At 61.3% G+C, this 22,917-nt stretch carries 22 protein-coding genes; 13 read left to right on the top strand and 9 right to left on the bottom strand.

Annotated features, from left to right (window positions below):
- From nuoL to VMA09_20185, 3 genes are read left to right on the top strand one after another with little or no spacing between them, the layout of a single operon-like run.
- The gene (gene nuoL, locus VMA09_20195) at window positions 1–1,941 is read left to right on the top strand and encodes an NADH-quinone oxidoreductase subunit L (protein HUA35943.1); all 1,941 of its coding nucleotides are present in this window, start codon (window positions 1–3) and stop codon (window positions 1,939–1,941) included.
- 7 nt (window positions 1,942–1,948) lie between these two features.
- Window positions 1,949–3,511 carry an NADH-quinone oxidoreductase subunit M gene (locus VMA09_20190; protein ID HUA35942.1) on the top strand — a complete coding sequence of 521 codons (1,563 nt, stop codon included), beginning with the start codon at window positions 1,949–1,951 and terminating at the stop codon, window positions 3,509–3,511.
- Window positions 3,508–5,001: an NADH-quinone oxidoreductase subunit N gene (locus VMA09_20185; protein HUA35941.1), complete on the top strand. Its 1,494-nt coding sequence runs from the start codon at window positions 3,508–3,510 to the stop codon at window positions 4,999–5,001. The genes VMA09_20190 and VMA09_20185 overlap by 4 nt, the downstream gene beginning before the upstream one ends.
- A gap of 413 nt (window positions 5,002–5,414) precedes the next feature.
- Here VMA09_20185 and VMA09_20180 read toward each other — a convergent pair whose 3' ends face one another.
- Window positions 5,415–6,347: a 5'-3' exonuclease H3TH domain-containing protein gene (locus VMA09_20180; protein ID HUA35940.1), complete on the bottom strand. Its 933-nt coding sequence runs from the start codon at window positions 6,345–6,347 to the stop codon at window positions 5,415–5,417.
- The gene (locus VMA09_20175; protein ID HUA35939.1) at window positions 6,301–7,152 is read right to left on the bottom strand and encodes an SDR family NAD(P)-dependent oxidoreductase; all 852 of its coding nucleotides are present in this window, start codon (window positions 7,150–7,152) and stop codon (window positions 6,301–6,303) included. Before VMA09_20175 ends, VMA09_20180 begins: the two co-directional genes overlap by 47 nt.
- Window positions 7,153–7,358: 206 nt before the next feature.
- Here VMA09_20175 and ftsY point away from each other — a divergent pair, with 206 nt between their 5' ends.
- The 7 genes from ftsY (at window position 7,359) to VMA09_20140 (ending at window position 15,004) form a co-directional block, all read left to right on the top strand.
- Complete coding sequence (gene ftsY / locus VMA09_20170) at window positions 7,359–8,630, top strand: signal recognition particle-docking protein FtsY (protein ID HUA35938.1); 1,272 nt, start codon at window positions 7,359–7,361, stop codon at window positions 8,628–8,630.
- A gap of 46 nt (window positions 8,631–8,676) precedes the next feature.
- Window positions 8,677–8,925 (top strand): cell division protein ZapB, encoded by a 249-nt coding sequence (locus VMA09_20165; GenBank protein ID HUA35937.1) that lies wholly within the window; start codon window positions 8,677–8,679, stop codon window positions 8,923–8,925.
- A gap of 7 nt (window positions 8,926–8,932) precedes the next feature.
- Window positions 8,933–9,208, top strand: a complete 276-nt coding sequence (locus VMA09_20160; protein ID HUA35936.1) for a cell division protein ZapA — start codon at window positions 8,933–8,935, stop codon at window positions 9,206–9,208.
- A gap of 236 nt (window positions 9,209–9,444) precedes the next feature.
- Window positions 9,445–10,164 carry a 5-formyltetrahydrofolate cyclo-ligase gene (locus VMA09_20155; protein HUA35935.1) on the top strand — a complete coding sequence of 240 codons (720 nt, stop codon included), beginning with the start codon at window positions 9,445–9,447 and terminating at the stop codon, window positions 10,162–10,164.
- Window positions 10,070–11,632 carry a ribonuclease Y gene (gene rny, locus VMA09_20150; protein HUA35934.1) on the top strand — a complete coding sequence of 521 codons (1,563 nt, stop codon included), beginning with the start codon at window positions 10,070–10,072 and terminating at the stop codon, window positions 11,630–11,632. Before VMA09_20155 ends, rny begins: the two co-directional genes overlap by 95 nt.
- Window positions 11,633–11,730: 98 nt before the next feature.
- Window positions 11,731–12,270 (top strand): hypothetical protein, encoded by a 540-nt coding sequence (locus VMA09_20145; protein ID HUA35933.1) that lies wholly within the window; start codon window positions 11,731–11,733, stop codon window positions 12,268–12,270.
- 226 nt (window positions 12,271–12,496) lie between these two features.
- A complete protein-coding gene (locus VMA09_20140) occupies window positions 12,497–15,004 on the top strand; it encodes a TonB-dependent receptor (protein ID HUA35932.1) in 2,508 nt (835 codons plus the stop codon).
- 43 nt (window positions 15,005–15,047) lie between these two features.
- On the opposite strand, the gene VMA09_20135 is transcribed toward VMA09_20140, so the two are convergent.
- The 3 genes from VMA09_20135 to VMA09_20125 are packed head-to-tail and all read right to left on the bottom strand — an operon-like array spanning window position 15,048 to window position 17,950.
- Complete coding sequence (locus VMA09_20135; GenBank protein ID HUA35931.1) at window positions 15,048–15,542, bottom strand: CinA family protein; 495 nt, start codon at window positions 15,540–15,542, stop codon at window positions 15,048–15,050.
- A 20-nt stretch (window positions 15,543–15,562) separates the two neighbouring features.
- Window positions 15,563–16,678, bottom strand: coding sequence for an acyl-CoA dehydrogenase family protein (locus tag VMA09_20130; protein HUA35930.1), 1,116 nt, complete (start codon window positions 16,676–16,678; stop codon window positions 15,563–15,565).
- Window positions 16,679–16,723: 45 nt separating this feature from the next.
- Complete coding sequence (locus VMA09_20125; GenBank protein HUA35929.1) at window positions 16,724–17,950, bottom strand: acyl-CoA dehydrogenase family protein; 1,227 nt, start codon at window positions 17,948–17,950, stop codon at window positions 16,724–16,726.
- A 141-nt stretch (window positions 17,951–18,091) separates the two neighbouring features.
- Between VMA09_20125 and VMA09_20120 the strand changes: the two genes are divergently transcribed.
- Window positions 18,092–18,826 (top strand): hypothetical protein, encoded by a 735-nt coding sequence (locus VMA09_20120; protein HUA35928.1) that lies wholly within the window; start codon window positions 18,092–18,094, stop codon window positions 18,824–18,826.
- A gap of 4 nt (window positions 18,827–18,830) precedes the next feature.
- Here the strand turns inward: VMA09_20120 and VMA09_20115 are convergent, their stop codons facing one another.
- Genes VMA09_20115 through VMA09_20105 form a run of 3 tightly spaced genes read right to left on the bottom strand, consistent with a single transcriptional unit; the run spans window position 18,831 to window position 20,688 of the window.
- Window positions 18,831–19,253, bottom strand: coding sequence for a secondary thiamine-phosphate synthase enzyme YjbQ (locus VMA09_20115; GenBank protein HUA35927.1), 423 nt, complete (start codon window positions 19,251–19,253; stop codon window positions 18,831–18,833).
- A gap of 24 nt (window positions 19,254–19,277) precedes the next feature.
- Window positions 19,278–19,691, bottom strand: coding sequence for a nitroreductase family deazaflavin-dependent oxidoreductase (locus VMA09_20110; GenBank protein ID HUA35926.1), 414 nt, complete (start codon window positions 19,689–19,691; stop codon window positions 19,278–19,280).
- 25 nt (window positions 19,692–19,716) lie between these two features.
- The gene (locus VMA09_20105; GenBank protein ID HUA35925.1) at window positions 19,717–20,688 is read right to left on the bottom strand and encodes an aldo/keto reductase; all 972 of its coding nucleotides are present in this window, start codon (window positions 20,686–20,688) and stop codon (window positions 19,717–19,719) included.
- Window positions 20,689–20,702: 14 nt separating this feature from the next.
- Here VMA09_20105 and VMA09_20100 point away from each other — a divergent pair, with 14 nt between their 5' ends.
- Together VMA09_20100 and VMA09_20095 are read left to right on the top strand one after the other, a co-directional pair.
- Entirely contained in the window at window positions 20,703–21,440 is a 738-nt protein-coding gene (locus tag VMA09_20100; protein ID HUA35924.1) for an alpha/beta family hydrolase, read from the top strand.
- Window positions 21,441–21,465: 25 nt separating this feature from the next.
- Window positions 21,466–21,936 carry a MaoC/PaaZ C-terminal domain-containing protein gene (locus VMA09_20095; protein HUA35923.1) on the top strand — a complete coding sequence of 157 codons (471 nt, stop codon included), beginning with the start codon at window positions 21,466–21,468 and terminating at the stop codon, window positions 21,934–21,936.
- 191 nt (window positions 21,937–22,127) lie between these two features.
- Here VMA09_20095 and VMA09_20090 read toward each other — a convergent pair whose 3' ends face one another.
- Window positions 22,128–22,892, bottom strand: a complete 765-nt coding sequence (locus tag VMA09_20090; protein ID HUA35922.1) for a glucose 1-dehydrogenase — start codon at window positions 22,890–22,892, stop codon at window positions 22,128–22,130.
- Window positions 22,893–22,917: the final 25 nt, after the last annotated feature.

Genomic DNA, 22,917 nt, shown 5'->3' with positions numbered 1-22,917 from the left:
ATGACTGTACAGTTCCCGGCACTCGCGCTGATCCTGCTGTTCCCCGCGCTTGGGGTGCTGTTCAACCTGTTCGTCGGTTATCGCGCCGGGCGCGGCGCGGTGTTCTTCGTCGGACCGGCCGTGATGTTCGCGGCGTTCGCGGTCGCCTGCTGGGCGTTCTACGAAATTTTCGTGCTGCCGCCAGGCAGTGCGCTGGTGTGCACGCTGTGGCCGTGGATCACCGCGGGCGAGTTCCACACCGAGATCGGCCTGCGCGTCGATGCGCTCTCAGCCGTGATGATCATGATCGTCACCGGCATCGGCGCGCTCATCCATCTTTATTCCGACGGCTACATGGCGCACGACGACGACTACGCGCGCTTCTTCACCTACATGAACCTGTTCGCGTTCTCGATGCTGATTCTCGTGCTCGCGAACAACCTGCTCCTGATGTTCGTGGGATGGGAAGGCGTCGGGCTGTGCTCGTACCTGCTGGTCGCGTTCTGGTACACGAATCCCGAGTTCGCTTACAACGGCCGCAAGGCATTTGTCGTCAACCGCGTCGGCGACGCGGGCTTCCTGCTCGCGATGTTCACGATCGTGTGGGCGATGTCGCAGCATGGCGTCTGGTCACTCGATTTCGTCGAACTGCACGCGCATGCCGCTGACCTCGGCTCGACCGCGCTGCTCGGCACCTCGGCCGCGACGGTCGCGGGCCTGCTCCTGCTCCTCGGCGCGACCGGCAAGTCGGCGCAAATTCCGCTTTACGTATGGCTGCCGAACGCGATGGTCGGTCCGACTCCCGTCAGCGCGCTGATCCATGCGGCGACGATGGTCACGGCCGGCGTGTACATGATTGCGCGGCTCAACTTCTTCTACGTGCTCACGCCTGAGGCGCTGACGGTGGTCGCGACGATCGGCGCGTGCACTGCGCTCTTCGCGGCGACGATCGCGCTCGTTCAGCCCGACATCAAGAAAGTGCTCGCTTACTCGACGATCAGCCAGCTCGGCTACATGTTCCTTGGCGTCGGCTCGGCGAATTTCGCGTCGGGCATCTTCCACGTGATGACGCATGCGTGCTTTAAGGGTCTGCTTTTCCTCTGCGCTGGATCGATCATCCACGCCCTCGGCGGCGAGCAGGACATGAACAAGATGGGCGGGCTGCGCTCGAAGCTGCCGATCACGTTCTGGACGATGTTCATCGCGACGCTCGCGATCTCGGCAGTGCCGCCGTTCTCGGGGTACTTCTCCAAGGACATGATCCTCGAAGCCGCGTACGAATCGGGCCACTTCGGTTTGTGGCTGATCGGGGTGATCACGGCGGGCCTCACTTCCTTCTACATGTTCCGCTTGATCTTCATGACGTTCTTTGGCGAGTCGCGCGTCGATCACGAAAAGGCGCATCACATCCACGAATCGCCCCCGGTGATGGCGATCCCGCTGATCATCCTCGCGATTCTGGCGGCAGTCGGCGGCCTCGTCGGATTGCCGGAAGGCCTCTTGTGGGGTGACGCCTTTGGGCGCTTTCTCGCGCCGGTCGTAGGAACGTTCCATCCCGCGATGGAGGCCAGCGCGACGATGCTCTCGCTGGTCGCAACCTCGGCGGGCGCGCTCGGAATCATCGTCGCCTATCTCTTCTACATCCGGCTGCCGGGACTGCCGATCATCCTCGCGTGGCGGATGAAGGGCGTGCACGATTTCCTGCTCAACAAGTGGTACGTAGACGAGCTCTACGATTTCATCGTGACGCGGCCGCTCTTCTGGGTTTCCAACACTGTCCTCAACCGCGGCGTCGATCGATTCGCGATCGATGGCGCGGTCAACGGCGCGGGTCTGACTGTAGAAACTACGGGCGAAGCGGTGCGGCGCATCGAGTCGGGCAACGTTCAGCACTACGCGTTCGTGTACTTGCTGGGCGTGCTCGGAATCGTGGCTTATTACCTCTACCTGGTGGCGCGGTGAGGGCAGCATGCTGACGGCAATCATATTTCTGCCGCTGCTCGGCGCGCTGCTGATCATGACGCAGAGCGACGAGCGCACGATCTGGAACTCGGCGTTTATCTTTTCGCTGATCCCGCTCGGCATCAGTTTCTACATGCTGTGGCAGTTCGACGTTCACTCGTCGCACTACCAGTTTGTCGAGCAGTATCCGTGGATTCCGTCGTTCGGGATCTCGTACCACCTGGGAGTGGACGGCATCAGCCTGTTCCTCGTGCTGCTGACGACGATTCTGATCTCGATCTCGCTGCTCTATTCCGGCGGCGGCGATATCGAGGAGCGGGCGGGCGAGTTTTGCTTCTTCATGCTCGTGCTCGAGACCGGCCTGCTCGGCGCGCTGCTCTCGGTCGACCTGTTCCTCTTCTACGTGTTCTGGGAGGTGATGCTGATTCCGATGTACTTCCTCATCGGCATCTTCGGTCACGGCGAGCGGATTTACGCCGCGCTCAAGTTCGTGGTCTTCACCATGGTCGGCTCGCTGCTGATGCTGGTCGCGATCCTCTACCTGGTTTTCTCGGCCCGCGAGCACCTGGGGCACATCACCTTCGACCTGCCGATGCTCTACGGGCTGCCTTTCACACAGACCGAGGCGCGCTGGCTCTTCGCCGCGTTCGCGCTCGCATTCGCGATCAAAGTTCCGATGTGGCCGGTGCATACCTGGCTGCCTGACGCGCATACCAACGCGCCCACGGCGGGCTCGGTGATCCTCGCGGGCGTGATGCTCAAGATGGGCACCTACGGCTTTCTGCGCTTTGCGATTCCGCTGTTTCCCGAAGTCGCGGTCGAGGCGATTCCGCTCTTCATGGCGCTCGCCGTCATAGGAATCATCTACGGCGCCGCGCTCGCGATGATGCAGCCTGACATGAAGCGGCTGGTCGCGTATTCCTCCGTCAGCCATCTGGGCTTCGTGATGCTCGGCCTGTTTGCGTTCAATATCCAGGGTTTCGACGGCGCGATTTACCAGATGCTGAATCACGGCATCTCGACGGGCGCGCTGTTCTTCCTGGTCGGGATGCTCTACCTGCGGCGTCATACGCGCGAAATTTCCGAGTTCGGCGGGCTGTGGAAGAGTGTGCCGATTCTCGCCGCGATCTTCATGGTCGTGATGCTGTCGTCGATCGGTCTGCCCGGTCTCAATGGTTTCATCGGCGAATTCCAGATCATGCTGGGCGGCTATTTGCGCATCAAGCTCGCGACAGTGTTCGCAGTCACCGGCGTGATCCTCGGCGCGCTCTACATGCTGTGGCTCTACGAGCGCGTGATGTTCGGACCGATCACCAAGGCGGTGAATGAAACGATCGCGGACCTCAGCGCGCGCGAAATCGTCTCGATGGTGCCGCTCGTCGCGCTGATGTTTTTCATGGGGCTCTATCCCAAGCCGCTGCTCGATCGCATCGAGCCTTCCGCCCTGAATCTGCTCTCGCGCGTGCATGTCGCGGAAGCGCGCCTCGAGCAGCGCCGCCATCAGACCGCGCTCGCGAGCGCCACCTCCAACCTGACCGCAACCCAGGTCGCAGCCGCCGCCGTAAAATGACGCCGATTAACTTTGCCTCGTTGAACATGATCTGGCTGCCGGTGCTGCCGCTCGCGGTTGTCGCACTCGCTGCGATGGCAGTGCTGCTAATTGGCGTGCGAGTCGATGACGAAGAGAGCGAGGGTCTGGGTTTCCTGACGCTCGCCGCATTGGTGATCGCGTTCGTGCTCGCGCTCGGCATCATCGGGCAATCCGGCATCGCATTCGCGGGCGCGATCGCGATCGACGGCTTCGCCGCCTTCTTCGAGCTTTCGATCCTGATCGCGGCCGCGCTCACGGTCCTGATGTCGCTCGATTACGCGGGACAATATCGTCTGCCGGGAGCGGAATACTACTCGCTGCTGCTGTTCTCGGTCCTCGGCATGATGCTGATGGCGACCGCGAACGACCTCATCGTTATCTTCATCGGTCTCGAGACCATGTCGATTTCGGTTTACGTGCTGGCGGGAATGCTGCGCCGCGATCCGCGCTCCAACGAAGCTTCGATCAAGTATTTTCTGCTGGGCGCATTCTCGACCGGCTTCCTGCTCTACGGTATCGCGCTGGTCTACGCCGCGACCGGCACGATTAAGCTAATCGCGATTCATGCCGCGCTGACCAGCGACATGGCCGGCAATCCGCTGCTGCTGCTCGGGCTCGGCCTGATGCTGATCGGCTTCGGCTTCAAGGTCGCAGCCGCGCCTTTCCACATGTGGACGCCCGATGTTTACGAAGGTGCGCCGACGCCGATCACGGCGTTCATGGCGGTGGGCGTGAAGATCGCGGCGTTTGCGGGATTCGTGCGCGTCTTCATGGTGCAGCTTGCGCCCGTCAGCGAGCACTGGACGATTGTGCTGTGGGGACTCGCCGCACTCACGATGACGGTCGGCAACGTGCTCGCGATCGTGCAGACCAACATCAAGCGGATGCTGGCGTATTCGGCGATCGCGCACGCCGGGTACATCCTGGTGGCGATGACGGCTGGCGGCACCGATGCGGGCGGCGCGATCCTCTACTACCTGCTCGGCTATGCGTTCACCAATCTCGGTATCTTCGCGATCGTCGTCGCTCTGGAACGGGGTGGCTCGGCGAACGACGAGATCGCCGACTATCGCGGCCTCGCCTCGCGCCATCCGATGATGGCGGCGGCGATGGCGCTCTTCATGCTCTCGCTCACCGGCGTTCCGCCGCTGGTTGGCTTCGTCGGCAAGTTCTACCTCTTCAGCGCTGCCGTGCATCGCGGCTTCGTCGGCCTGGCCGTAATCGGGATGCTGACCAGCGCGGCGTCAGCCTACTACTATCTGTCGGTTATCGTTGCGATGTACATGCAGGAAGGCGGCGCGGTCGAAGAACGCCCCGCGCGCCCGGGCATCGTAGCCGCAATCGCAATCGCCGCAATCGCGACAGTCCTGATCGGCGTCTATCCGCAACCGTACATGAACGCCGCCGAAAACGCGTTCGCCTCCGCCCTCTCCCCCGACGAATCCCACGCCACCGCAATGATGCCGTAGTTTGATCGGCCAGGCCTCGATGGTTTAGCGCGCGCCGCGCGCTGTTTGCTGACGCTCGAAGCCTCGCAACTCCTCGCGAACGGCGCGCCGCACGACTTTTTCAAGGGTCGGTGCGCAGAATCTGCTCGCGCAACGCATCGTTGATGAGAGTCAGGTAGTTCCCGTCTCCCATCTGGCTCGTCGCAAGGCAGGCCCTGCGTCCCATATCTTCCCCTGGGTGTCGTTGACTCCCGATTGCCCAGTCTTTGTTGCCATCTATGAGCGCCTGAAGCGCTGCGGCTGGAGTAACCGGAGCTCCAGCATTGCATACCGGACTCGGTATCGCCCACGCTTGATCTCGCACAATCAGGGGAGATGCTGCGGTTGCCAGGGCGGCAAGCGCGCCAAGCCGGGCAAGAACAAGCAAACGCCGGCTATTGCCAAAGCATCGGTGCCGACTTGAGACGGTCGGCGCCGAGCTCAGCGCACCACGCTTCGAAACGATCGCGCTGCGGGCCGCGATAGCGCAGGTCTTCGAGGCTTTGGTCGATTGGCACGTTATCGACGAGGGTCGCGAGCTTGCGGAACAGGATCGCTTCTTCGCGGCGCTCGTTGAGAGTTGCGGCGAGCTTGTCGGCGCCGCGCAGGGAGACTCTCCAATCCGCGGCGCGGGCCGGAATCGACTCGATATGCTCGTACGCACCGATTAAAGTCCCCGCGCTCTTTTCGCCGAAGCCTGGCAGACCCGGAAAGCCGTCGGCACTGTCGCCGGCGAGGCCCAGGTAGTCGGCCATGCTGTGCGGACCGAAGCCGCGCCGCGCTCGGAACTCTGCCTCGTTGGTGACTTTCCGTTGACGACGATCGACCTGGACGACGCGCTCGCCCACGATGCACTGGCCGAGGTCCTTGTCGGGCGACATGATTCGCACCTGCTCGACCTCATCGCGAAATTTGCGCGCGCCGCTCGCAAGCCCGTCGTCGGCCTCGTACTCGCGCATCGACCAGACCGCGATGCCGAGTGCGCGCATCGCATCTTCGACGGCGTCGAACTGCGAGCGCAGCTCGGGTGGAACGCCATCGTCGCTCTTGTAGTAGGCGAAGAGATCGTTGCGAAAAGATCGAATCGGATTGTCGAATGCGATCGCGATATGCGTCACCGCTTCATCTCGATCGCGCAGCAGCGAGAGAATCGACTCGACCACGCCGACCGTGGCCTTCGCGTCGCGGCCCGACGGTGCGATGTGCTGCGGGCGCGGCGCGAAGTGCGCGCGATAAAGTTCGTACGTCCCGTCGATTAGATGAAGCCGCGCCACCTGCGCTTCAGATTTTGCTGTAGCCGCTGCCGTCGCGATCGAATCCGATGCCAACGCCCTTGTCGATTAGCCCGTACTTCAGCATCACGGTTTGACTGTAAGTCACCCATCCGGTGACTTTGTCGAGCGGCTCGGTCGCAAGCAGCAGCGTCGCCTTGGCCATGTACTCGATCGGCTCGCCGGTGGGATCATCGGCGCCTGTCACGAGGTGATGATGCACGGTGCCGGGCGTCGCGACGACCAGCGACGGCGAGAGGCAGGTCACCGAGATTCCGTATTCGTAAACTTCCTCGGCGAGTCCCTGCGTCATCCGCTCGAGCGCCGCTTTTTCCGCGCCGTAGCATACCGAGCCGGGCAGGAACTTTTCTTTGCCGTATGGTCCACGGCCGGGGCCGATCGCCGCGCCCGACGAGATGTTCACGATTGAGCCCTTTTTGCGCGCGATCATGTCCTGGAGCACCAGGCGGCTCATCATGAACGGCCCGTGCAGGTTGACTGAAAATGAGCGCATCCAGCGTTTCGGCTCGAAGTCCTTCAGCGGGATGAAATAGGTGAGCGCCGCGTTGTTCACGAGCACGTCGCATGGCCCGTAGATTTTCTTGGTTTCGTTGACGAGCTTTTCGCAATCGGCCTCCGACGATACGTCGCAAGTCACTGCGGTTGCTTCGCCGCCCGCGTTCCTGATTCCCGCGACCGTGGTTTCGAGCGAGCCCTCGAGCAGCTTGTGCTCGCCTTCATGAAGCGTGCGCGCGCTGCATATGACGCGCGCGCCTTCGGCCGCAAACAGGGCCGCGATCTCCTTGCCGATCCCGCGGCTGGCGCCGGTTACGATTGCGACTTTTCCATCGAGCTTGCCCATTTACGAACTCCCGGAGATGTTTTTTCGAAGACCGACGCCGATGGTACGAGCACGTTCGGCGATCTCTTTTTATATGCGGATCAGCCAGTGTGGCGCTATCCGGTGCTTGAGGTTTCAGAATTCGGATGGTGCTGTTATTCTCTGTTCGCGCTGGATGATTTCGCGCGGCGGTCCCGCGCCGCAAGTTCTGTGCAGGTGTTCAAGTCGTGCAAGCCTCCGATATTGCGCTGATTGTTGTAATCGCGGCCGTCGTCGGCAGCGCACTCGTTTTCGCCGGAGTCCTCATCCAATGGAGTCTCAGGAAGGCGAAGCGCACGGTCGATGTGGTCGAGTTTCCGACGCTCGAAGAAAAGCATCCCGCGGTCGAGGAGCTCCCGCCACAGCAGGTCGAGCCTCCGCCGGCGGAACCCGCGCGCGCCGCGCCGCCCGAGATCGAAGCGGTCGAAGAATCTGCGCCTGTTGCGCCCGAGGCTCAACCCGAGCCGCCTGCGCCCGAACCTCCTGCGGTCGTAGCAGCTCCGAAGGTCGAGCCCGCGAAGCAGCCGGCGCGAATCGGACTCGGGCTACGCAAGACTCGCGAGAATTTTCTGAAGCGTCTGCGCGCCGCGATCACGGGCAGCGCCAAGATCGATGAAATTTATGAAGGCCTCGAGGAGGCGCTGATCGCCGCCGACGTCGGCGTCGACGCGAGCATGAAGATCGCGGGCGCCGTGCGCGAGAAGCTCAAGAACGACGGCCGCGAAGAGACGATTCGCGATGCCTTGAAAGATCAGATCGCCGGGATTCTCGCGACGGCGCAGCGGCCCGCGGCGAGCTCGGGCGATGCGCCGCTTGTCATCATGATGGTTGGTGTGAATGGCGTCGGCAAAACGACCAGCGTCGCCAAGCTCGCAGCCAAGCTCAAGGCCGAGCGTGGCAGCGTGATCGTTGCGGCGGCGGATACGTTCCGTGCCGCCGCGATCGAGCAGCTCCAAGTCTGGTGCGATCGAATCGGCGTGGAGATGATCAAGCAGGCGCAGGGCTCCGATCCTGCCGCGGTCGCCTTCGATGCGGTCAAGGCGGCCGTCGCGCGCAAAGCGGGTGCGGTGTTGATCGATACGGCGGGCCGGCTCCAGACCAAGGTGAATCTCATGGAGGAGTTGAAGAAGATCGCGCGCGTTGTTGCGCGCGAGCTGCCCGGCGCTCCGCATGAGACCTGGCTCGTGCTCGACGCTAACACCGGCCAAAACGCCCTGAGTCAGGCTAAAACGTTCGGCGATTCCGTCCCGCTGACCGGTGTCGTGCTGGCAAAGCTCGACAGCACGGCCAAGGGCGGCGTAGTAATCGCGATTGCGGATCGGCTCAAGGTGCCGGTCAGATATGTGGGTTTGGGTGAAGGCCTCGAAGATTTGCGCGAGTTTGATGAGCGCGAATTCGTGGAGGCTTTGTTTGCGACGGACGAAGGCGAGGGGTCTGCCAGCGGTTCTTATGCCGCTTGACAGTCGGAATAATCGAAAATTAAACTAAAGGTAGAAGTTTCCTGCCATGGCACTGGATGTCCTCAAACAACTTGACGATAGAATTCAGGCTTCGGTCACACGAATTCAGCAATTGCGCAAAGAAAACGAACAACTCGCGCAAAAGCTGGCCGAAAGTGAAAAGCGCTACGCGGATGCTGCCGCGCAAATCAAGCAGCTCACCCTCGAGCATCAGCAGCATGAGGGCGAGCGCAATGACATCCGCACCCGGATCGAGAAGATTCTCGCCCGGTTTGACGGTATAGATCTAGGGTAGGGATTTTATGAAAGGCGTCAACGTCCAGATCATGGGACAGAGCCTCATCGTCGCCAGCGATGCTGACGATGAGTGGGTAAAAGCCCTGGCCGAGACCGTTGACGAACGGATCAAGGGTATTCGCGCCGGGTCGCGGACCGTGAATTCGGTCAACGTCGCGATCCTGGCCGCGTTAAATTTTGCCGATGAGCTGGAACGGCTCAGGCGCGAGCATCAGGAGCTCGTGTCCCGGCTCACGGCTATGAATGAGCGCCTGTCCGCGGCGATCGACGGTGAAGTTTGAGCGATGACCGTTAAGCGGATAGATTTGCGAGAGGGTTATGGGCGGGGGCGAGGGACGACTCTCGAGGCCTCGAAGGATTGTGACAGGCCTGTGCGAATTTTTGATATCGCCTCGATGGAGGCTTCAATCATAGATCCATTCGCAGACGGCATGAGGATGCCGAGTCGAAAAATGCACTCCGGGCAATGCGCCGGATGAGTAGCTAATTCCGCGCTTCCCGCCGTGGACAAAAGTCCGTGGCGGTTGAAAAAAAATACTTCCGCGCCGTCATGGCGGCCTCGCGCTCGGCGCTCGATCAAGCGTGGACGCGCGCGCACTCCGAACAAATCCAGCATCACATTCTTAGTTCGCCGCTCTATCGCGGATGCCGCTCGATTATGATCTACGCGGCGGCCGGTGGCGAAGTTTCGACCGATCTGATCTTCGAGGCCGTGCTTGCATCGCGGCGCGCGGTGTTTTTTCCGCGAATCGAAAAAGCGTCGAACACGATTTCGGCGGTCGAGGTGCGCTCATCGAGCGAGCTTCGTGTCGGCGCGTTCGGAATTTTGGAACCTGATCCGAGTCTGTCAGCCGTCGATTCGTCGCGGCTCGGCGATGTTCTCGTATGCGTGCCCGGCCTGGCTTTCGGTCGCGAGGGCCACAGGCTGGGCCGGGGCGGGGGCCATTATGACCGTTTTCTGGCCAATCTCGGCCGTGAAGCGATCAGTGTGGGTCTTGCCTATTCATTCCAGCTGCTCGACCGCGTTCCCCATGAGGAACACGATCGGCGGCTCAACTTTATCGCGACTGAGTCAGCGCTACTCCGCTCCGGCGACACGCCACTGCTGGACGGCGACGCTCTGACCGAGGAGGTACACCCGGGTGCATCTAATTCTCGGACTGATCCTGGGATTGATAATTGGTGGCGTGGTCTCGTGGATTGTAGGGTCAAACCAACGGCAGAAGGACGCCGTTAACCTGGAGGCTACGCGAGCTCAAGCTGAGGACATAACCAAGGAGGCACAAAGCAAGAGGGAACTTATCGTCAAAGAGGCCGAGGTCAAGGCCAAGGATCTGCTGGTCAGCGCCCGCGCCGACGCCGAGCGCGAGATGCGCGAGCGCCGCACCGAACTCTCCGCGCTCGAGCAGAAACTCGAAAGCCGCGAAGAGACTATCGACAAACGGCTCGAGGCATTCGAGCGCCGCGAGGCTGATCTCAACCGCCGCGACCAGAGCGTTCGCACGCGCGAGAAAAATATCGGCGAAAAGGAAGCCGAACGAGACGCCCTTATCGAGGAAGCACGCAATCGCCTCGAACAGGTGGCCGGACTGACTCGCGAGGAAGCCAAGCGCTCGCTCATCGACGAAATGCTCGGCGCCGCGCGCACCGAGGCTGCCAAGCATATTCGCGTTGTCGAAGAAGAAGCGCGCGAGGAGGCGGATCGCCGCGCCAAGCGAATCGTCTCGATTGCCATCGAGCGGCTCGCCGGTGAATTCGTCACCGAGCGCACCGTCGCCGTGATCGCTCTCCCCAACGATGAAATGAAGGGCCGCATCATCGGTCGCGAAGGCCGCAATATCCGCGCGATCGAAGCCGCAACTGGCGTCGACATCATAATCGACGACACGCCCGAGGCGGTCGTTATCTCATGTCACAATCCGATTCGCCGCGAGATCGCGCGGGTCGGCCTCGAACGCCTCATCTCCGACGGCCGAATTCATCCGGGTCGTATCGAAGAAGTAATCCGCAAGGCCGAGCAGGAAGTCGAGGAATCGATTCGCGAAGCGGGCCAGCGCGCCATCATCGAATGCGGCGTGCACGGCGTGCATCCGGAACTCGTTAAACTGCTCGGGATGCTCAAGTATCGGTATTCGTACGCGCAGAATGTGCTGATGCACTCGATCGAAGCGGCGTTTATCTGCGGTGCGATGGCGGCCGAGCTCGGGCTCAACGAAAAGCAGGCTCGCCGCGCGGCGCTTCTGCACGATATCGGCAAAGCGCTGACGCACGAGGTCGAAGGATCGCATGCGTTGATTGGCGGCGAAATCGCGCGCAAGTACGGCGAGTCGGCGAAGATCGTCAACGCCATCGCGGCGCATCACGAGGAAGTTAAGGCCGAGACGATTCTCGCGCCGCTCGTCGATGCTGCTGATGCGCTCTCGGGCGCGCGACCGGGTGCGCGGCGCGAAGTGCTCGAAAGCTACGTGAAGCGGCTCGAAGACCTCGAAGCGATCGCCAAGTCGTTCAAGGGCGTCGAGAAATGCTTCGCCGTGCAGGCCGGCCGCGAAATGCGCATCATAGTTGAACCCAACCAGGTAACCGACGAAGACACGACGATGCTCGCGCGCGACGTGGCGCGAAAGATCGAAACCGATATGACCTATCCGGGTCAAATTCGCGTAACGGTCATCCGTGAAACGCGCGCAACAGAGCTTGCGAAGTAGCGCTCGCGATTGGAGATAAACCTGAGCGCCCGGCCGCCGATGCGGCCGGGCGTTTTCGCTTTACGGGGAATCGAAGCAAGCGGTATCATCGCGCCACGATGCCCACGACGCGCGAAGTCCTCGCCACGACGATCGCACTAGAGCAGGAGAGCATGTCGCTGTATGCGCAACTCTCGCGCATATTCGAAGGAAATGCCGAGATCCGGGATTTCTGGTTCGGGATGGCGCGCGACGAAGCCCGTCACGTCGGCGCCCTGCACCTGGTGACGACAGTGCTCGAGATCGAAGGAAAGCTCGACAAGCCAAGTCCGATCTCGCTCGAGAACGACACGATCCTGAAACTGAAGGAGCTCCTCGCCCGAGCGCATCGCGAGGCTGTCGCTGCACTCCCACTTGAGCGTGCGCTCGCAATGGCGCTCGAAGTCGAAGAAACCGAGCTCGAAGATCTCGTCGCCGATCTCCTGAAAGCTCTACAGACCCCCGACGAATACGAGCGCTGCATGCGTTTGCTGGTGCACGATCTCGGCGAGCTGAGCTACATGATCGAGCGTCACAGCCAGAACTCGGAACTCCTCCATCGATGCGACGCGCTGGTAAATCGTCACGCGGAAACCCTCCGCCACTGGGCCGCCAGCTAACCGTCCTATCCCACTCTCCGCTCGCGACTTTCTTTGGATAACCTCGCCCGCAAAGCGAGACGTGCCACTGCACACAGCCGGATGTAACGCAGCTTGAGATGTCTGAGTTTCAAGCTGCGTATCAATAGCCTCGCCCGAGGCTGACCCGCCGGGGAGAGGCCGCTTGACAACGACGGCGAAGTATCGATATTGAGATTCATTCTCGTTTTCGATTGGCTTCGCCTCTATGTGTTCGACAGCTCCTCCTTTTATCGCTCAATTCGTCGCTAAAACGTCGCGCCAAGCTTTACCCTGGTCATCGAATTTGAATTGCGACGCAGCTCCTCCTTGGGCCACCGGATTCCGGCCCGCTTCTCCTGCTTTTGCTCAGCCTCGAAGCTTCGCTCACGCGGCGATTGGCATCCTTTTCGGGCTTTTGTATCTCGCAGTGCCGCATATCTGTCTTGCGAAGGTTCAAAAAATCACTGGCAGAGTTACAGATGCTCTCGATCATCCGGTCTCGCAGGCAACCGTCCGGTTGCTCGACTCGCAGGGACAAATCGCGGCGCATACTAAAACCGACGCGGCTGGACGCTTCGTGCTCACGCCAGCCAAGCCAGGAATCTACGACCTGAAGACCGAAAAGAGCGGGTACAAGACCGCGACAAAGGTTGTGGCGCTTCCGCCTCGTTCAGGGCAGCCGCTGACGATCACGCTCGCGACCTCAACGGCCCTCACCGTGCCGGTGCATGCCAACGTTATTCGCGCGCCGAACGGAGTCTCGGCCACGGGCGCCAACCGCTACACCGTGACGGCAAAAGATATTGCGAACCTGCCGCGCGGTGAGAATACGACTATCACCGACGTACTCGTTCAGATGCCGGGCGTTGCAATCGATCAGAATCAGCAGATTCACATCCGTAACACCGAAGGTCCGCAATTTCAGTATCAGATCAACGGCGTGATGGTGCCGCTGGATATCAACACCAATCCTCCGTTCATCTCGATGATCAATCCGATGTTCGTCGAGCAATTGAGCCTGCTCGACGGTATCCTGCCCTCGCGCTACAGCTACGCGACCGGCGGCGTCGTCAATATCCAGACCAAGGATGGATGCGAGCAGCCGGGCGGCAGCGCGAGCATCTACGGCGGCCAGCGCGACACGGTGCAACCCAGCTTCCAGTACGGCGGATGCGCCGGGAATTTCAGTTACTATGTGAGCGGACTTTACAGCCAGAGCAATACTGCGTTTAGCTCCGCGACGCCGCAGCCCGATGCGATCCACGACTATTCAAACCAGGGCCAGGGTTTCGGATTCTTCACGTATAATCTGAGCCCCACGACTCGCTTGAGTCTGCTTACCTCGGTCGCGGCGAGCGACAACCAACTGCCCAATCAGGCGAATCTGCCGCCGCAGTTCCCGCTCGTGGGTGTGAATTACTATCCTTCGGCCGCAATCAATTCGTACCTCAACTTTCGCGATTACCTTGGAATCGTGTCGCTCAGCTCCGCGCCCACGACCGATCTGTCGTATCAGGTTGCATACTCAGCGCACTACATATCGCAGAGCTTCGAGCCTGATAATGTGGGCGAGTTGATTTACCAGGGAGTGTCGTCAACGGCGTTTCACAGCGATCTCGACAACACGCTCCAGGGCGATCTGACCTACAAATACGGCGATCATACTTTCGGGCTGGGCGGTTACCTGGGCGAGTATGGCGTCGAAGCCGACGATAACTCGCTGGTCTTCCCGGTTGATTCGGCGGGCGATCCCACCAGCGATGTCCCGGTGCGCGTAATCAACAACGCGAACAAGATAAATCTCCTGTCCGGCATTTACGTTCAAGACACGTGGCAGCCCAGCGAAAAATTCCACGTCAACGTCGGCGTTCGATGGGATCGGCTAAGCGGGTTTACCTACAACAACCAGATCGATCCGACGATCAACCTCGTTTACCTGCCGTGGAAGAATACTACTTTGCACGGTGGTTTTGCCCGCTACATGCAAGTGCCGAGCTTTCAAGGAATCTCACCCGGTGCGCCGGCGGCCTTTGCCGGAACCACGGGCGAGGCGGGCACCGGAGTCGTCACGCCCGAGACGGAAGACGACTACGAGTGGGACGCCGGCGTAGTGCATACTCCGATCGAGAATCTCACTCTGTCCGAAGATGCATTCTACGAATACAACAAGCATTACCTGGATACCGGGCAGTTCGGAAGCGTGCCGATTTTTGCGCCGTTTAATTACAACAAGGGCTACATCTGGGGTACTGAGACGGCGCTTACCTATCGCAGACGAAATCTGTCGGTCTACGCCAGTACCACGATCGGGCGGAACGTGCAGAAAGGAGTCGCCACGGGCCAGTTCAATTTCGACCCCGATGAGCTCGCTTATATAAATCGCCATTACATAGTGCTCGACCATCAGCCGGAGTACGGCGCCTCGGGCGGTATTACCTATTCGCCGAAGCCATACTCATTCAGCGCGAGCGTAATCTACAGCAGCGGACTGCGCGGCGGTTTCGCCGACCTCGATTCACTACCTCATGTCGTGCAGGTCGATCTGAGCGGTCAACGCAGTTTCAAAGTGCCATACATCGGCGAGATAACCGATCGAATCACTCTGCTGAACATATTGGATAGAACGAACCTGATTCGGCCCGCCGAAGGAATCGGGATTTTCCAGGCCGCCTACGCGCCGAGAATCACGGTCTACGACACATTGACTGTTCCGCTCCCGGCCCTGAGTCACTAGAGCGGAATTGCAGTAAGACCCGAGCGCGACTACTTCTCAGAAGTCACGCAGGGGATTGCTGCTTGAGGATCTGCTCGAACAGATCGAGCGCTGCCGCGGCGAAGGCGCTCATGTTTGCGACGCGATCGTCGCTGCCCGTCAGCACGATGATCGCGCGCTCGGTTGGACCTGTCACCGCGATCGCCGTCTTGCCCGCAGGATCGCCGTAGCGGCTGCCGGTTGGCCCGGCGGCGCCGATCTCTGAAATCGCCCACGTCGATTGCAGAAGCTGATGCACGCCGTGCGCGAGTGCGAGCGCCGTTGGCTCCGACAGGCCGCGCATCTGCGCGAAGTTCTCGTCGGTCATGTTGAGCAGACCGCTCATCGATTTTCGCGTGTAACTCACGCTGCCGCCGACGAAATATACCGACGCGCCCGCGACGCTCAGCATCGCCGCTGAGATGAGACCGCCCGCGGACGATTCCGCCACTGCGAGCGTCTCCTTGCGCGCTTTCAGAATTGCGCCGATCCGCTCGGCGCGTTGCAACAGTTCCTGCACGACTTCCTCGCTTCGCGCTCCTAGAGCTCGAGCGCCGCGGCCAGCTTCAGTCGATGCTCGGCGGGATCGCCCAACAACATCGAGTTAGCGCGCGCACGCTTGAAGTAGAGATGCGCCGGATGCTCCCAGGTGAAGCCCATGCCACCGTGAATCTGGATATTCTCGGCCGCGGCTTTGTACGCTGCCTCGGAGCAATACGACTTCGCGATCGCGGCAGCTTCCTGGGCTTCAGCGACGTCATCATCGGTCAGCGCGAAGGCCGCGTTGTATGCGGCCGAGCGCGCGAACTCGGTCTCCACCAGCATGTCGGCGCACTTGTGCTTGATCGCCTGGTACGATCCGATTGGGCGCCCAAACTGCAGGCGGGTCTTCGCGTACTCGGTGGACATTTCGAGGCATCGTTGCGCGCTACCGACCTGCTCCGCCGCCAGCATCGCAGTGCCGAGCGTGAGCGTATGGCGAAGCGCCTTTGTGATGTCGCCCTCTGAGATCTTCGTCGCGGGCGTCGCTTTGAACGTGAGGTTGGCGAGCTTGCGCGTCAGGTCGAGCGTCGGCAGTTGCGTGCGCTCGAGGCCCTTGGCGTTGCCCTCGATGCGAAATAGGGCAAGGTCATTGCCGTCACGCGCGGCGATCAGGATCACATTGGCGGTGTGTCCGTCGAACACGAAATTCTTGACGCCATCGAGCCGATAGCTCGAGCCGTCACGCGTCGCGCGCATCGCGACAGCTTCGGGATTCGATTTGCCGCTCTCCTCCGCGATTGCCAGTGTCGCGATCGTTTTGCCCGAGGCGATCTCCGGCAGCAGCTTGGCTTTCTCCGCTTCGGTCGCGGCGCCGCTTACGATACTGGCCGCGAGCACGGCGCTCGCGAGGTACGGTCCGCAATAAAGCGTGCGGCCCATTTCCTCGAACACGATCGCGAGCTCGACCGGGCCGAGTCCGGCGCCGTCGTTCTTTTCTGGAATGATCAGGCCAAGCAGCGACAGCTCCGATGCCATCCGCTCCCACGTGCGAGCGTCGTAGCCGCTCTCGGTTTCCATCAGCTTGCGGACCACTGTCTCGGCCGAGTCTTTTTCGAGAAATCTGCGGACGGTCTGCCGCAGTTCGTTATGCTCATTGGTGAACGAAATTTCCATTGGCTTTGTTTGAATCCTTCGAAGTGATGTTCGCGCGAGGCCGCCCTATACGCTGCGCGGAATGTCCTTCCACGGAATGTCCTTGTCCGAGCGCGGTTCGCCGGGCAGACCGAGCACGCGCTCGCCGAGGATGTTTTTCATCACTTCGGAAGTGCCGCCTTCGATCGAGTTCGCCCGCGCGCGCAGGAACTGGTACTTCGAGAGCGCCGTGCGCGATTCGCGCGCGCGCGAAGTCGGCCGCCGCCGCGCATAGCCGGGCTCGTACACGAGCGAGTCGGGACCGAGCACGTCCATCGCGCATTCCCAGATTCGCTTGTTGAGCTCCGCCTGCGCGAGCTTCGATACCGATCCTTCGGGGCCGGGGTTTCCGGCCTTTCGCGATGAGCGTGCGCGCTGACTCGTCATGCGAAGGAGCTCGGCCTCGATATAAAGCCTGGTGATGCGATCGCGCATCAGGATTTCGGCGTCGGGCGAGAACTGGCCCTTCTCGCGCGCCTTCCAGAGGCTGATCAGCACACCGATCGAGCCGCTGCCCTTGCGCGGTGCGCCGGCGCCGCCGATCGCGGTGCGCTCGTTCATCAGCGTCGTGATCGCGCCTTTCCAGCCTTCGCCTTCCTTGCCCATCATGCGATCGGCGGGGATCTTCACGTCGGTGAAGAAGATCTCGTTGAACTCCGCTTCACCGGTGATCTGATGCAGCGGGCGAACTTCGACGCCCGGACTCTGCATGTCGAGCAGGAAATAAGATAAGCCCGCGTGCTTGGGCGCGTCGGGATTGGTGCGCGCGAGCAGCATGCCCCATTTCGACACGTGCGCGAGGCTGGTCCACACCTTCTGTCCATTGACGACCCAGTAATCGCCCTCGCGCACCGCCCGCGTTGCGAGGCCTGCTACGTCGGAGCCCGCGCTCGGCTCGCTGAACATCTGGCACCAGATATCCTCGCCGGTGAAGATGCGGCGCAGCAGATTGTCCTTCATCCACGGAGTGCCGTGCGTCAGAACGGTCGGCATGCACATACCGATGCCGATCGCGTTGATCATCATGTCGTCGTAAAGGGTCTTGGCATTTTTGGAGAGCTCGTCGTGGACGATCGCCTGCATGCCGGGGCTGATACCCAGGCCGCCGTAGCCCTCGGGAAAATGCACCAACGCAAGCCCGTGATCGTATTGCTTGCCGCGGAATGTGAACTGGTCGACTTTGTCGGGATGCGCCTCTTCGAGCAGCTTTTGAACGCGCGCGCGAAGATCAGCTTCGGTTATCTCTTTGGCCATTGCGAACTCCTTGCGAACAGATCAGATAGCACAATTCGAGGCCTCGAACGGAATGGCCGCAGATTCACGATTTGAGCGCTTTTCGGTGCTGATTGCGCTACCAATCGGTGGCTCGCAACTCACCCGGGGAAGGATTGGCCGATGGATGCAATCGCGAAAGTCGTACGGGTCACAACCGCCGCATTGCTAGCGACTACTGGAACATTGATCTGGACCGTTGCGGCGATGGCCGCCGACTCGGCCACGCCTACGCCCGTGCCGCATGCGAGCGTCGGGATCCCGCCGATCAAAATGAAACTATTATTGTTGATCGCAGGCGCCGCGATAGGCGTCATCTCGATCGTAGTCGGCGAATTGATGGTCAGATCGCGCGAAGAAAAAATTCGCGCCATCGACGGCACGATCGCCGACCAGCAGCGATCGATCTCGTTTCTCGACTCGGCTCTGCGCGAATGGCCTGCGGCTATCAGGCAGACCTACCTGGTTCTCCAGCTTCCCGCCAATCAGTTTGGCAAGCTCGCGACCGCGGATCAGACGCTGCTCGATTGCCTGGTCAACATCCAGAAAGCGCTTCGCGGCGATTTCAATTTCACCGTGAATCCGACGGCGGCCGAGAAGCTCGGCGTGCTCGAGGAAATCGGACTCAAACAACCCGGCAACAATGCTGTGCAAGGCGGAATCATCGAACTGATCGCGGGCGGCGAAAAACTCGTCGCCGATTGCCGGAACCGGCGCGACGATCTCCGCGCGCAGAGCTGCGATCGGGGCAAGGAAAAAGAAACGCTCCAGGCCTCCTGCAGCCGCATCCGGGTTCAGGCCTCGGCGATCCAGATCTTCGGTCTGCTCATCGCGCTGGGCAAAGACCTGGTCGCGTGATTCGTTACTCGCCGATGATTTTGATCAGGATGCGCTTGGGACGGCGGCCGTCGAACTCGCCGTAGAAGATTTGCTCCCACGGCCCGAAGTCGAGCTTGCCGGCCGTGATCGCAACCACGACCTCGCGCCCCATGATCTGCCGCTTGTGATGGGCGTCGCCGTTGTCCTCGCCAGTGCGATTATGATGATAGCGCTCGGGACTCGGATCGAACGGCGCGAGCCATTCGAGCCATCGCTTGTAGTCCTCATGCAGTCCCGGCTCGTCGTCGTTGATAAACACCGACGCCGTGATGTGCATCGCGTTGACGAGGCAAAGTCCCTCGCGCACACCGCTCTCCTGCACCGCGTTGGCGACCTCGTCCGTGATATTCACGAACTCCATGCGCTCCGGAACCTTGAGCGTGAGATACTTCGTATGCGAGCGCATGGAGTTCGACCGCGCGGAACGCGCTCAGACGCGATCGAGGGCGATTACCGGGATCTGGCGCTTGGTCTTGGCCTTGTAGTCGTTGAATACCGGCAGGATCGCGGCTTGCGCGTTGAACAGGCGCTCGCGTTCCTCGCCGCTCGTGATCGTGACCTTGGCCTGGAACTTCTCCTTGCCGATCTCGAGCGTAACGGTCGGACTCGCCTTGACGTTGTGGAACCAGTCGGGATTGTTTGGCGCCCCCGCCATCGAGGCGATGATCACGTAGCGAGCGCCGTCGCGGCTATACACCAGCGGAATCGTGTAGTCCTTGCCGCTCTTGGCGCCTTTGACGGTGAGCAGCACCATCGGCGCACCTTTGAACGCGCCGCCGACGTTGCCGCCGTTGGCGCGGAACTCTTCGATCACTTTCTGATTGAACTGCTGTCTCTCAGTCATGTCGTCACTCCTCCGGATCTAGGACTTAGATGTTCACCGTACTCATATCATGATAGCGGCCGCCGGCGGCGAAGCCCTTGGGTGCCACTTCCTCGATTCGCGCGAGGTCGCTTTTCGATAACACGACGCTCGCCGCCGCGACATTTTCTTCGAGATACTTGCGGCGCTTGGTTCCCGGGATCGGCACCATGTCGTCGCCTTGCGCCAGCACCCATGCGAGCGCGAGCTGACTCGGCGTGATTTTCTTTTCGTCAGCGATTTGCTTGAGCCGCTCGATTACCTTGAGATTCTGATCGAGATTGTCGCCCTCAAAGCGCGGCGAGATCTTGCGCCGCATGTCGTCTTCGGGCAGCGCGTTGATCGTGCCACTCAGAAGTCCGCGTCCGAGCGGGCTGAACGGTACGAAGCCGATGCCGAGCTCGCGCAGCGTCGGAATCACTTCGTCCTCGTAGTCGCGCGTCCACAGCGAATACTCCGATTGCAGCGCGGTGATCGGATGCACCTTGTGCGCGCGGCGAATCGTCTGGGCGCTTGCCTCAGAAAGCCCGAGGTATCGCACCTTGCCCTGGCGCACGAGCTCGGCCATCGCACCGACCGTATCCTCGATCGGAACGTTCTTGTCGACGCGATGCTGGTAGTAGAGATCGATGTGATCGACGCCGAGGCGTTTCAGCGATGCATCGCAGGCCGAGCGCACATACTCGGGCCGGCCGTTGATTGCGCGCTTGCCGTCGGGCAGCACCTGGTTGGCGAACTTCGTCGCGAGCGCGATCTTGTTGCGATGCTTCTTCAGCGCTTTGCCTACCAGCTCCTCGTTGTGGCCGATCCCATAAACGTCGGCGGTGTCGAAGAAGTCGACTCCCAGCTCGATAGCGCGCTCGAGCGTCGCATTGGATTCGTTATCGTCGCGCGGGCCATAGAACTGCGACATCCCCATGCATCCGAGGCCGAGCTCCGAAACTACGAGGCCCTGACTTCCGAGTTTGCGTTTTTTCATCGGCACTTCCTCATGTGAGCGGTTTCGCGGCGGATATTCGGTATGTACTGCGTCCGCCGCGCGCAGCCAAGCCCCGATTCGTCGAATGCGGCCGCTTGCGCAAAACGATCGATGGCTCGATGATCGAGCCCGCGATGAGTGAGTTCATTTTCGATGGGGCCAAGACCGCTGCGATTACGCTCGTGCTGGCGCATGGCGCGGGCGCGCCGATGGATTCGCCGTTCATGGAAACGATCGCCAAGGGCGTGGCGCAGGCGGGCGTCCGCGTCGCGCGCTTCGAGTTTCCGTACATGCGGCGGCGGCGCGAGACTGGCAAAGGCGGAGCGCCCGATCCCGGTCCCGTCCTGGTGGAGTCATGGCGCCAGACGATCGAAAAGCTCGGCGGCCCGAAGAAGCTAGTCATCGGCGGCAAGTCGCTCGGCGGCAGGATCGCGAGCATGGTCGCCGACGACGCCGGCGTGCGTGGCCTCGTATGCCTCGGCTATCCGTTTCATCCGCCCGGCAAGTCCGAGCAGACCCGCACGCGTCATCTGGAAAATCTGAAGACGCCCGCGCTGATCCTGCAAGGCACCCGCGATTCGTTCGGGAAGCCCGACGAGATCGCGAGGTACAAACTCTCCAAATCGATTCGCATCAAATGGATCGAAGACGGCGATCACTCGCTCAAGCCGCGCGTCAGCTCGGGCCGCAGCGAGGCGCAGAACCTCGGCGTGGCAATCGCGTCGATTGTCGAATTCGTCGAGGCGCTCTAAACATCTAGTCAACACGAGGCATTACGTGGAACAAATCGAAACCGTTGGCCTGGGATTTTACTTCGAAGATCTGCCGCTCGGGCGCAAGTTCAAGACCGTCGGGCGCACGATCACGGAAACCGATCTCGTGAATTTCATTTCCTGCACCGGGATGCTCGAGGTGTTGTTCATGAACACCGAGTTCCTCGCCAGCGAGTCTGCAATCAAAGGCCGCGTCGTGCCCGGCGCGCTCGCATACACGCTCGCGGAGGGCCTGCTAATCCAATCGGTGCTGCAGGGGGTGGGCCTCGCGTTCCTCAACATGGAGCTTGACGTAAAAGGGCCGACCTTCGTCGGCGACACGATTCACGTCGAGTGCGAGGTCATCGAAAGCCGCAAGAGCAAGCGACCCGGCACGGGCCTCGTCCGCACGCGCAATCAGATCGTAAAGCAGGACGGCTCCGTGCCGATCATCTATACGCCGCTGCGATTGGTGAAGTCGCGCGAGCATGAATAGGCCGCGCGTCAGGCAGGTGAGGGTTCCGATTTGTTGAGAGACGGCGCACGTTGACTGCGAGTGCTTGCGAATCGGCTATCCGTGGTCACGCTACGATCCAGCACCCTCACCTGACCGTCGCGCCTTTGGCGCGCCGGCCACCCTCTCCCGTGAAGTAACGGGAGAGGGATTCGGAGAATGGCGCGCGTTCGCTACTGCGCCATGAAGCCGCCGTCTACTGGCATCGGCAGGCCTGTTACGTAGGATGCGTGATCGGAGCATAGGAATGCGACGGCTTCGCCGATTTCCTGCGGGTCGCCGAGTCGCTTGAGCGGGCCGCCGCGGGCGAAACGCTCTTCCGCGTTGGGACGCTCGCCCAGCAGGCGCTCCATCATCGGGGTGCGAATCGGACCGGGGCAGACTGCGTTGACGCGGATCCCGTGACGACCGTATTCGATCGCCGCCGACTTCGTGAGTCCTGCGACGCCGTGCTTCGCCGCGACGTACGCCGGCATCCCCTTCACGCCCGCGAGGCCCGCGCCTGACGACGTGTTCACGATCGCGCCGCCCTTGCCCTGCTTCAGCATCTGCGCGATCTCGGCTTTCATGCAGAGCCACACGCCGGTCAGATCGATCGCGATGACGCGATTCCAGTTCTCGAAGGTGCACTCGTGCGTCATGCCGCCCTGGCCCTCGATACCGGCATTGTTGAACGCGCAATCGAGGCGCCCGTATTTCTCCACCGCCTTCGCGACGGCGGCGTTGACGTCGCTTTCGCGCGATACGTCGGTGCGGATAAAGATCGCGTCGCCGCCGGTGTCGCCGATCATCGCGAGCGTTTGATGCCCGCCTTCTTCGACCACGTCGGCCAGCACGAGCTTTGCGCCTTCACGGGCGAAGATTTTCGCCGTCGCGCGGCCGATTCCCGAGCCTGCGCCGGTGATCAGCGCCACCTTGCCTTCAAGAATTCCCGCCATCTTCATGCTCCTTCAGGTTCGACCG

The sequence above is a fragment of the Candidatus Binataceae bacterium genome (assembly GCA_035508495.1).
In the GTDB taxonomy this organism is placed as follows: domain Bacteria; phylum Desulfobacterota; class Binatia; order Binatales; family Binataceae; genus JASHPB01.
The sequence above is the reverse complement of the archived record's forward strand: the minus strand, read 5'-3'. Positions and strand labels throughout refer to the sequence as shown.

Excerpts from the sequence above, each read along its gene's own strand:
- nuoL (HUA35943.1), top strand. The coding sequence starts at position 1 with ATGACTGTACAGTTCCCGGCACTCGCGCTGATCCTGCTGTTCCCCGCG.
- VMA09_20190 (HUA35942.1), top strand. The coding sequence starts at position 1,949 with ATGCTGACGGCAATCATATTTCTGCCGCTGCTCGGCGCGCTGCTGATC.
- VMA09_20185 (HUA35941.1), top strand. The coding sequence starts at position 3,508 with ATGACGCCGATTAACTTTGCCTCGTTGAACATGATCTGGCTGCCGGTG.
- VMA09_20175 (HUA35939.1), bottom strand. The coding sequence starts at position 7,152 with ATGGGCAAGCTCGATGGAAAAGTCGCAATCGTAACCGGCGCCAGCCGC.
- VMA09_20165 (HUA35937.1), top strand. The coding sequence starts at position 8,677 with ATGGCACTGGATGTCCTCAAACAACTTGACGATAGAATTCAGGCTTCG.
- VMA09_20160 (HUA35936.1), top strand. The coding sequence starts at position 8,933 with ATGAAAGGCGTCAACGTCCAGATCATGGGACAGAGCCTCATCGTCGCC.
- VMA09_20145 (HUA35933.1), top strand. The coding sequence starts at position 11,731 with ATGCCCACGACGCGCGAAGTCCTCGCCACGACGATCGCACTAGAGCAG.
- VMA09_20140 (HUA35932.1), top strand. The coding sequence starts at position 12,497 with ATGTGTTCGACAGCTCCTCCTTTTATCGCTCAATTCGTCGCTAAAACG.
- VMA09_20130 (HUA35930.1), bottom strand. The coding sequence starts at position 16,678 with ATGGAAATTTCGTTCACCAATGAGCATAACGAACTGCGGCAGACCGTC.
- VMA09_20125 (HUA35929.1), bottom strand. The coding sequence starts at position 17,950 with ATGGCCAAAGAGATAACCGAAGCTGATCTTCGCGCGCGCGTTCAAAAG.
- VMA09_20120 (HUA35928.1), top strand. The coding sequence starts at position 18,092 with ATGGATGCAATCGCGAAAGTCGTACGGGTCACAACCGCCGCATTGCTA.
- VMA09_20115 (HUA35927.1), bottom strand. The coding sequence starts at position 19,253 with ATGCGCTCGCATACGAAGTATCTCACGCTCAAGGTTCCGGAGCGCATG.
- VMA09_20110 (HUA35926.1), bottom strand. The coding sequence starts at position 19,691 with ATGACTGAGAGACAGCAGTTCAATCAGAAAGTGATCGAAGAGTTCCGC.
- VMA09_20105 (HUA35925.1), bottom strand. The coding sequence starts at position 20,688 with ATGAAAAAACGCAAACTCGGAAGTCAGGGCCTCGTAGTTTCGGAGCTC.
- VMA09_20090 (HUA35922.1), bottom strand. The coding sequence starts at position 22,892 with ATGGCGGGAATTCTTGAAGGCAAGGTGGCGCTGATCACCGGCGCAGGC.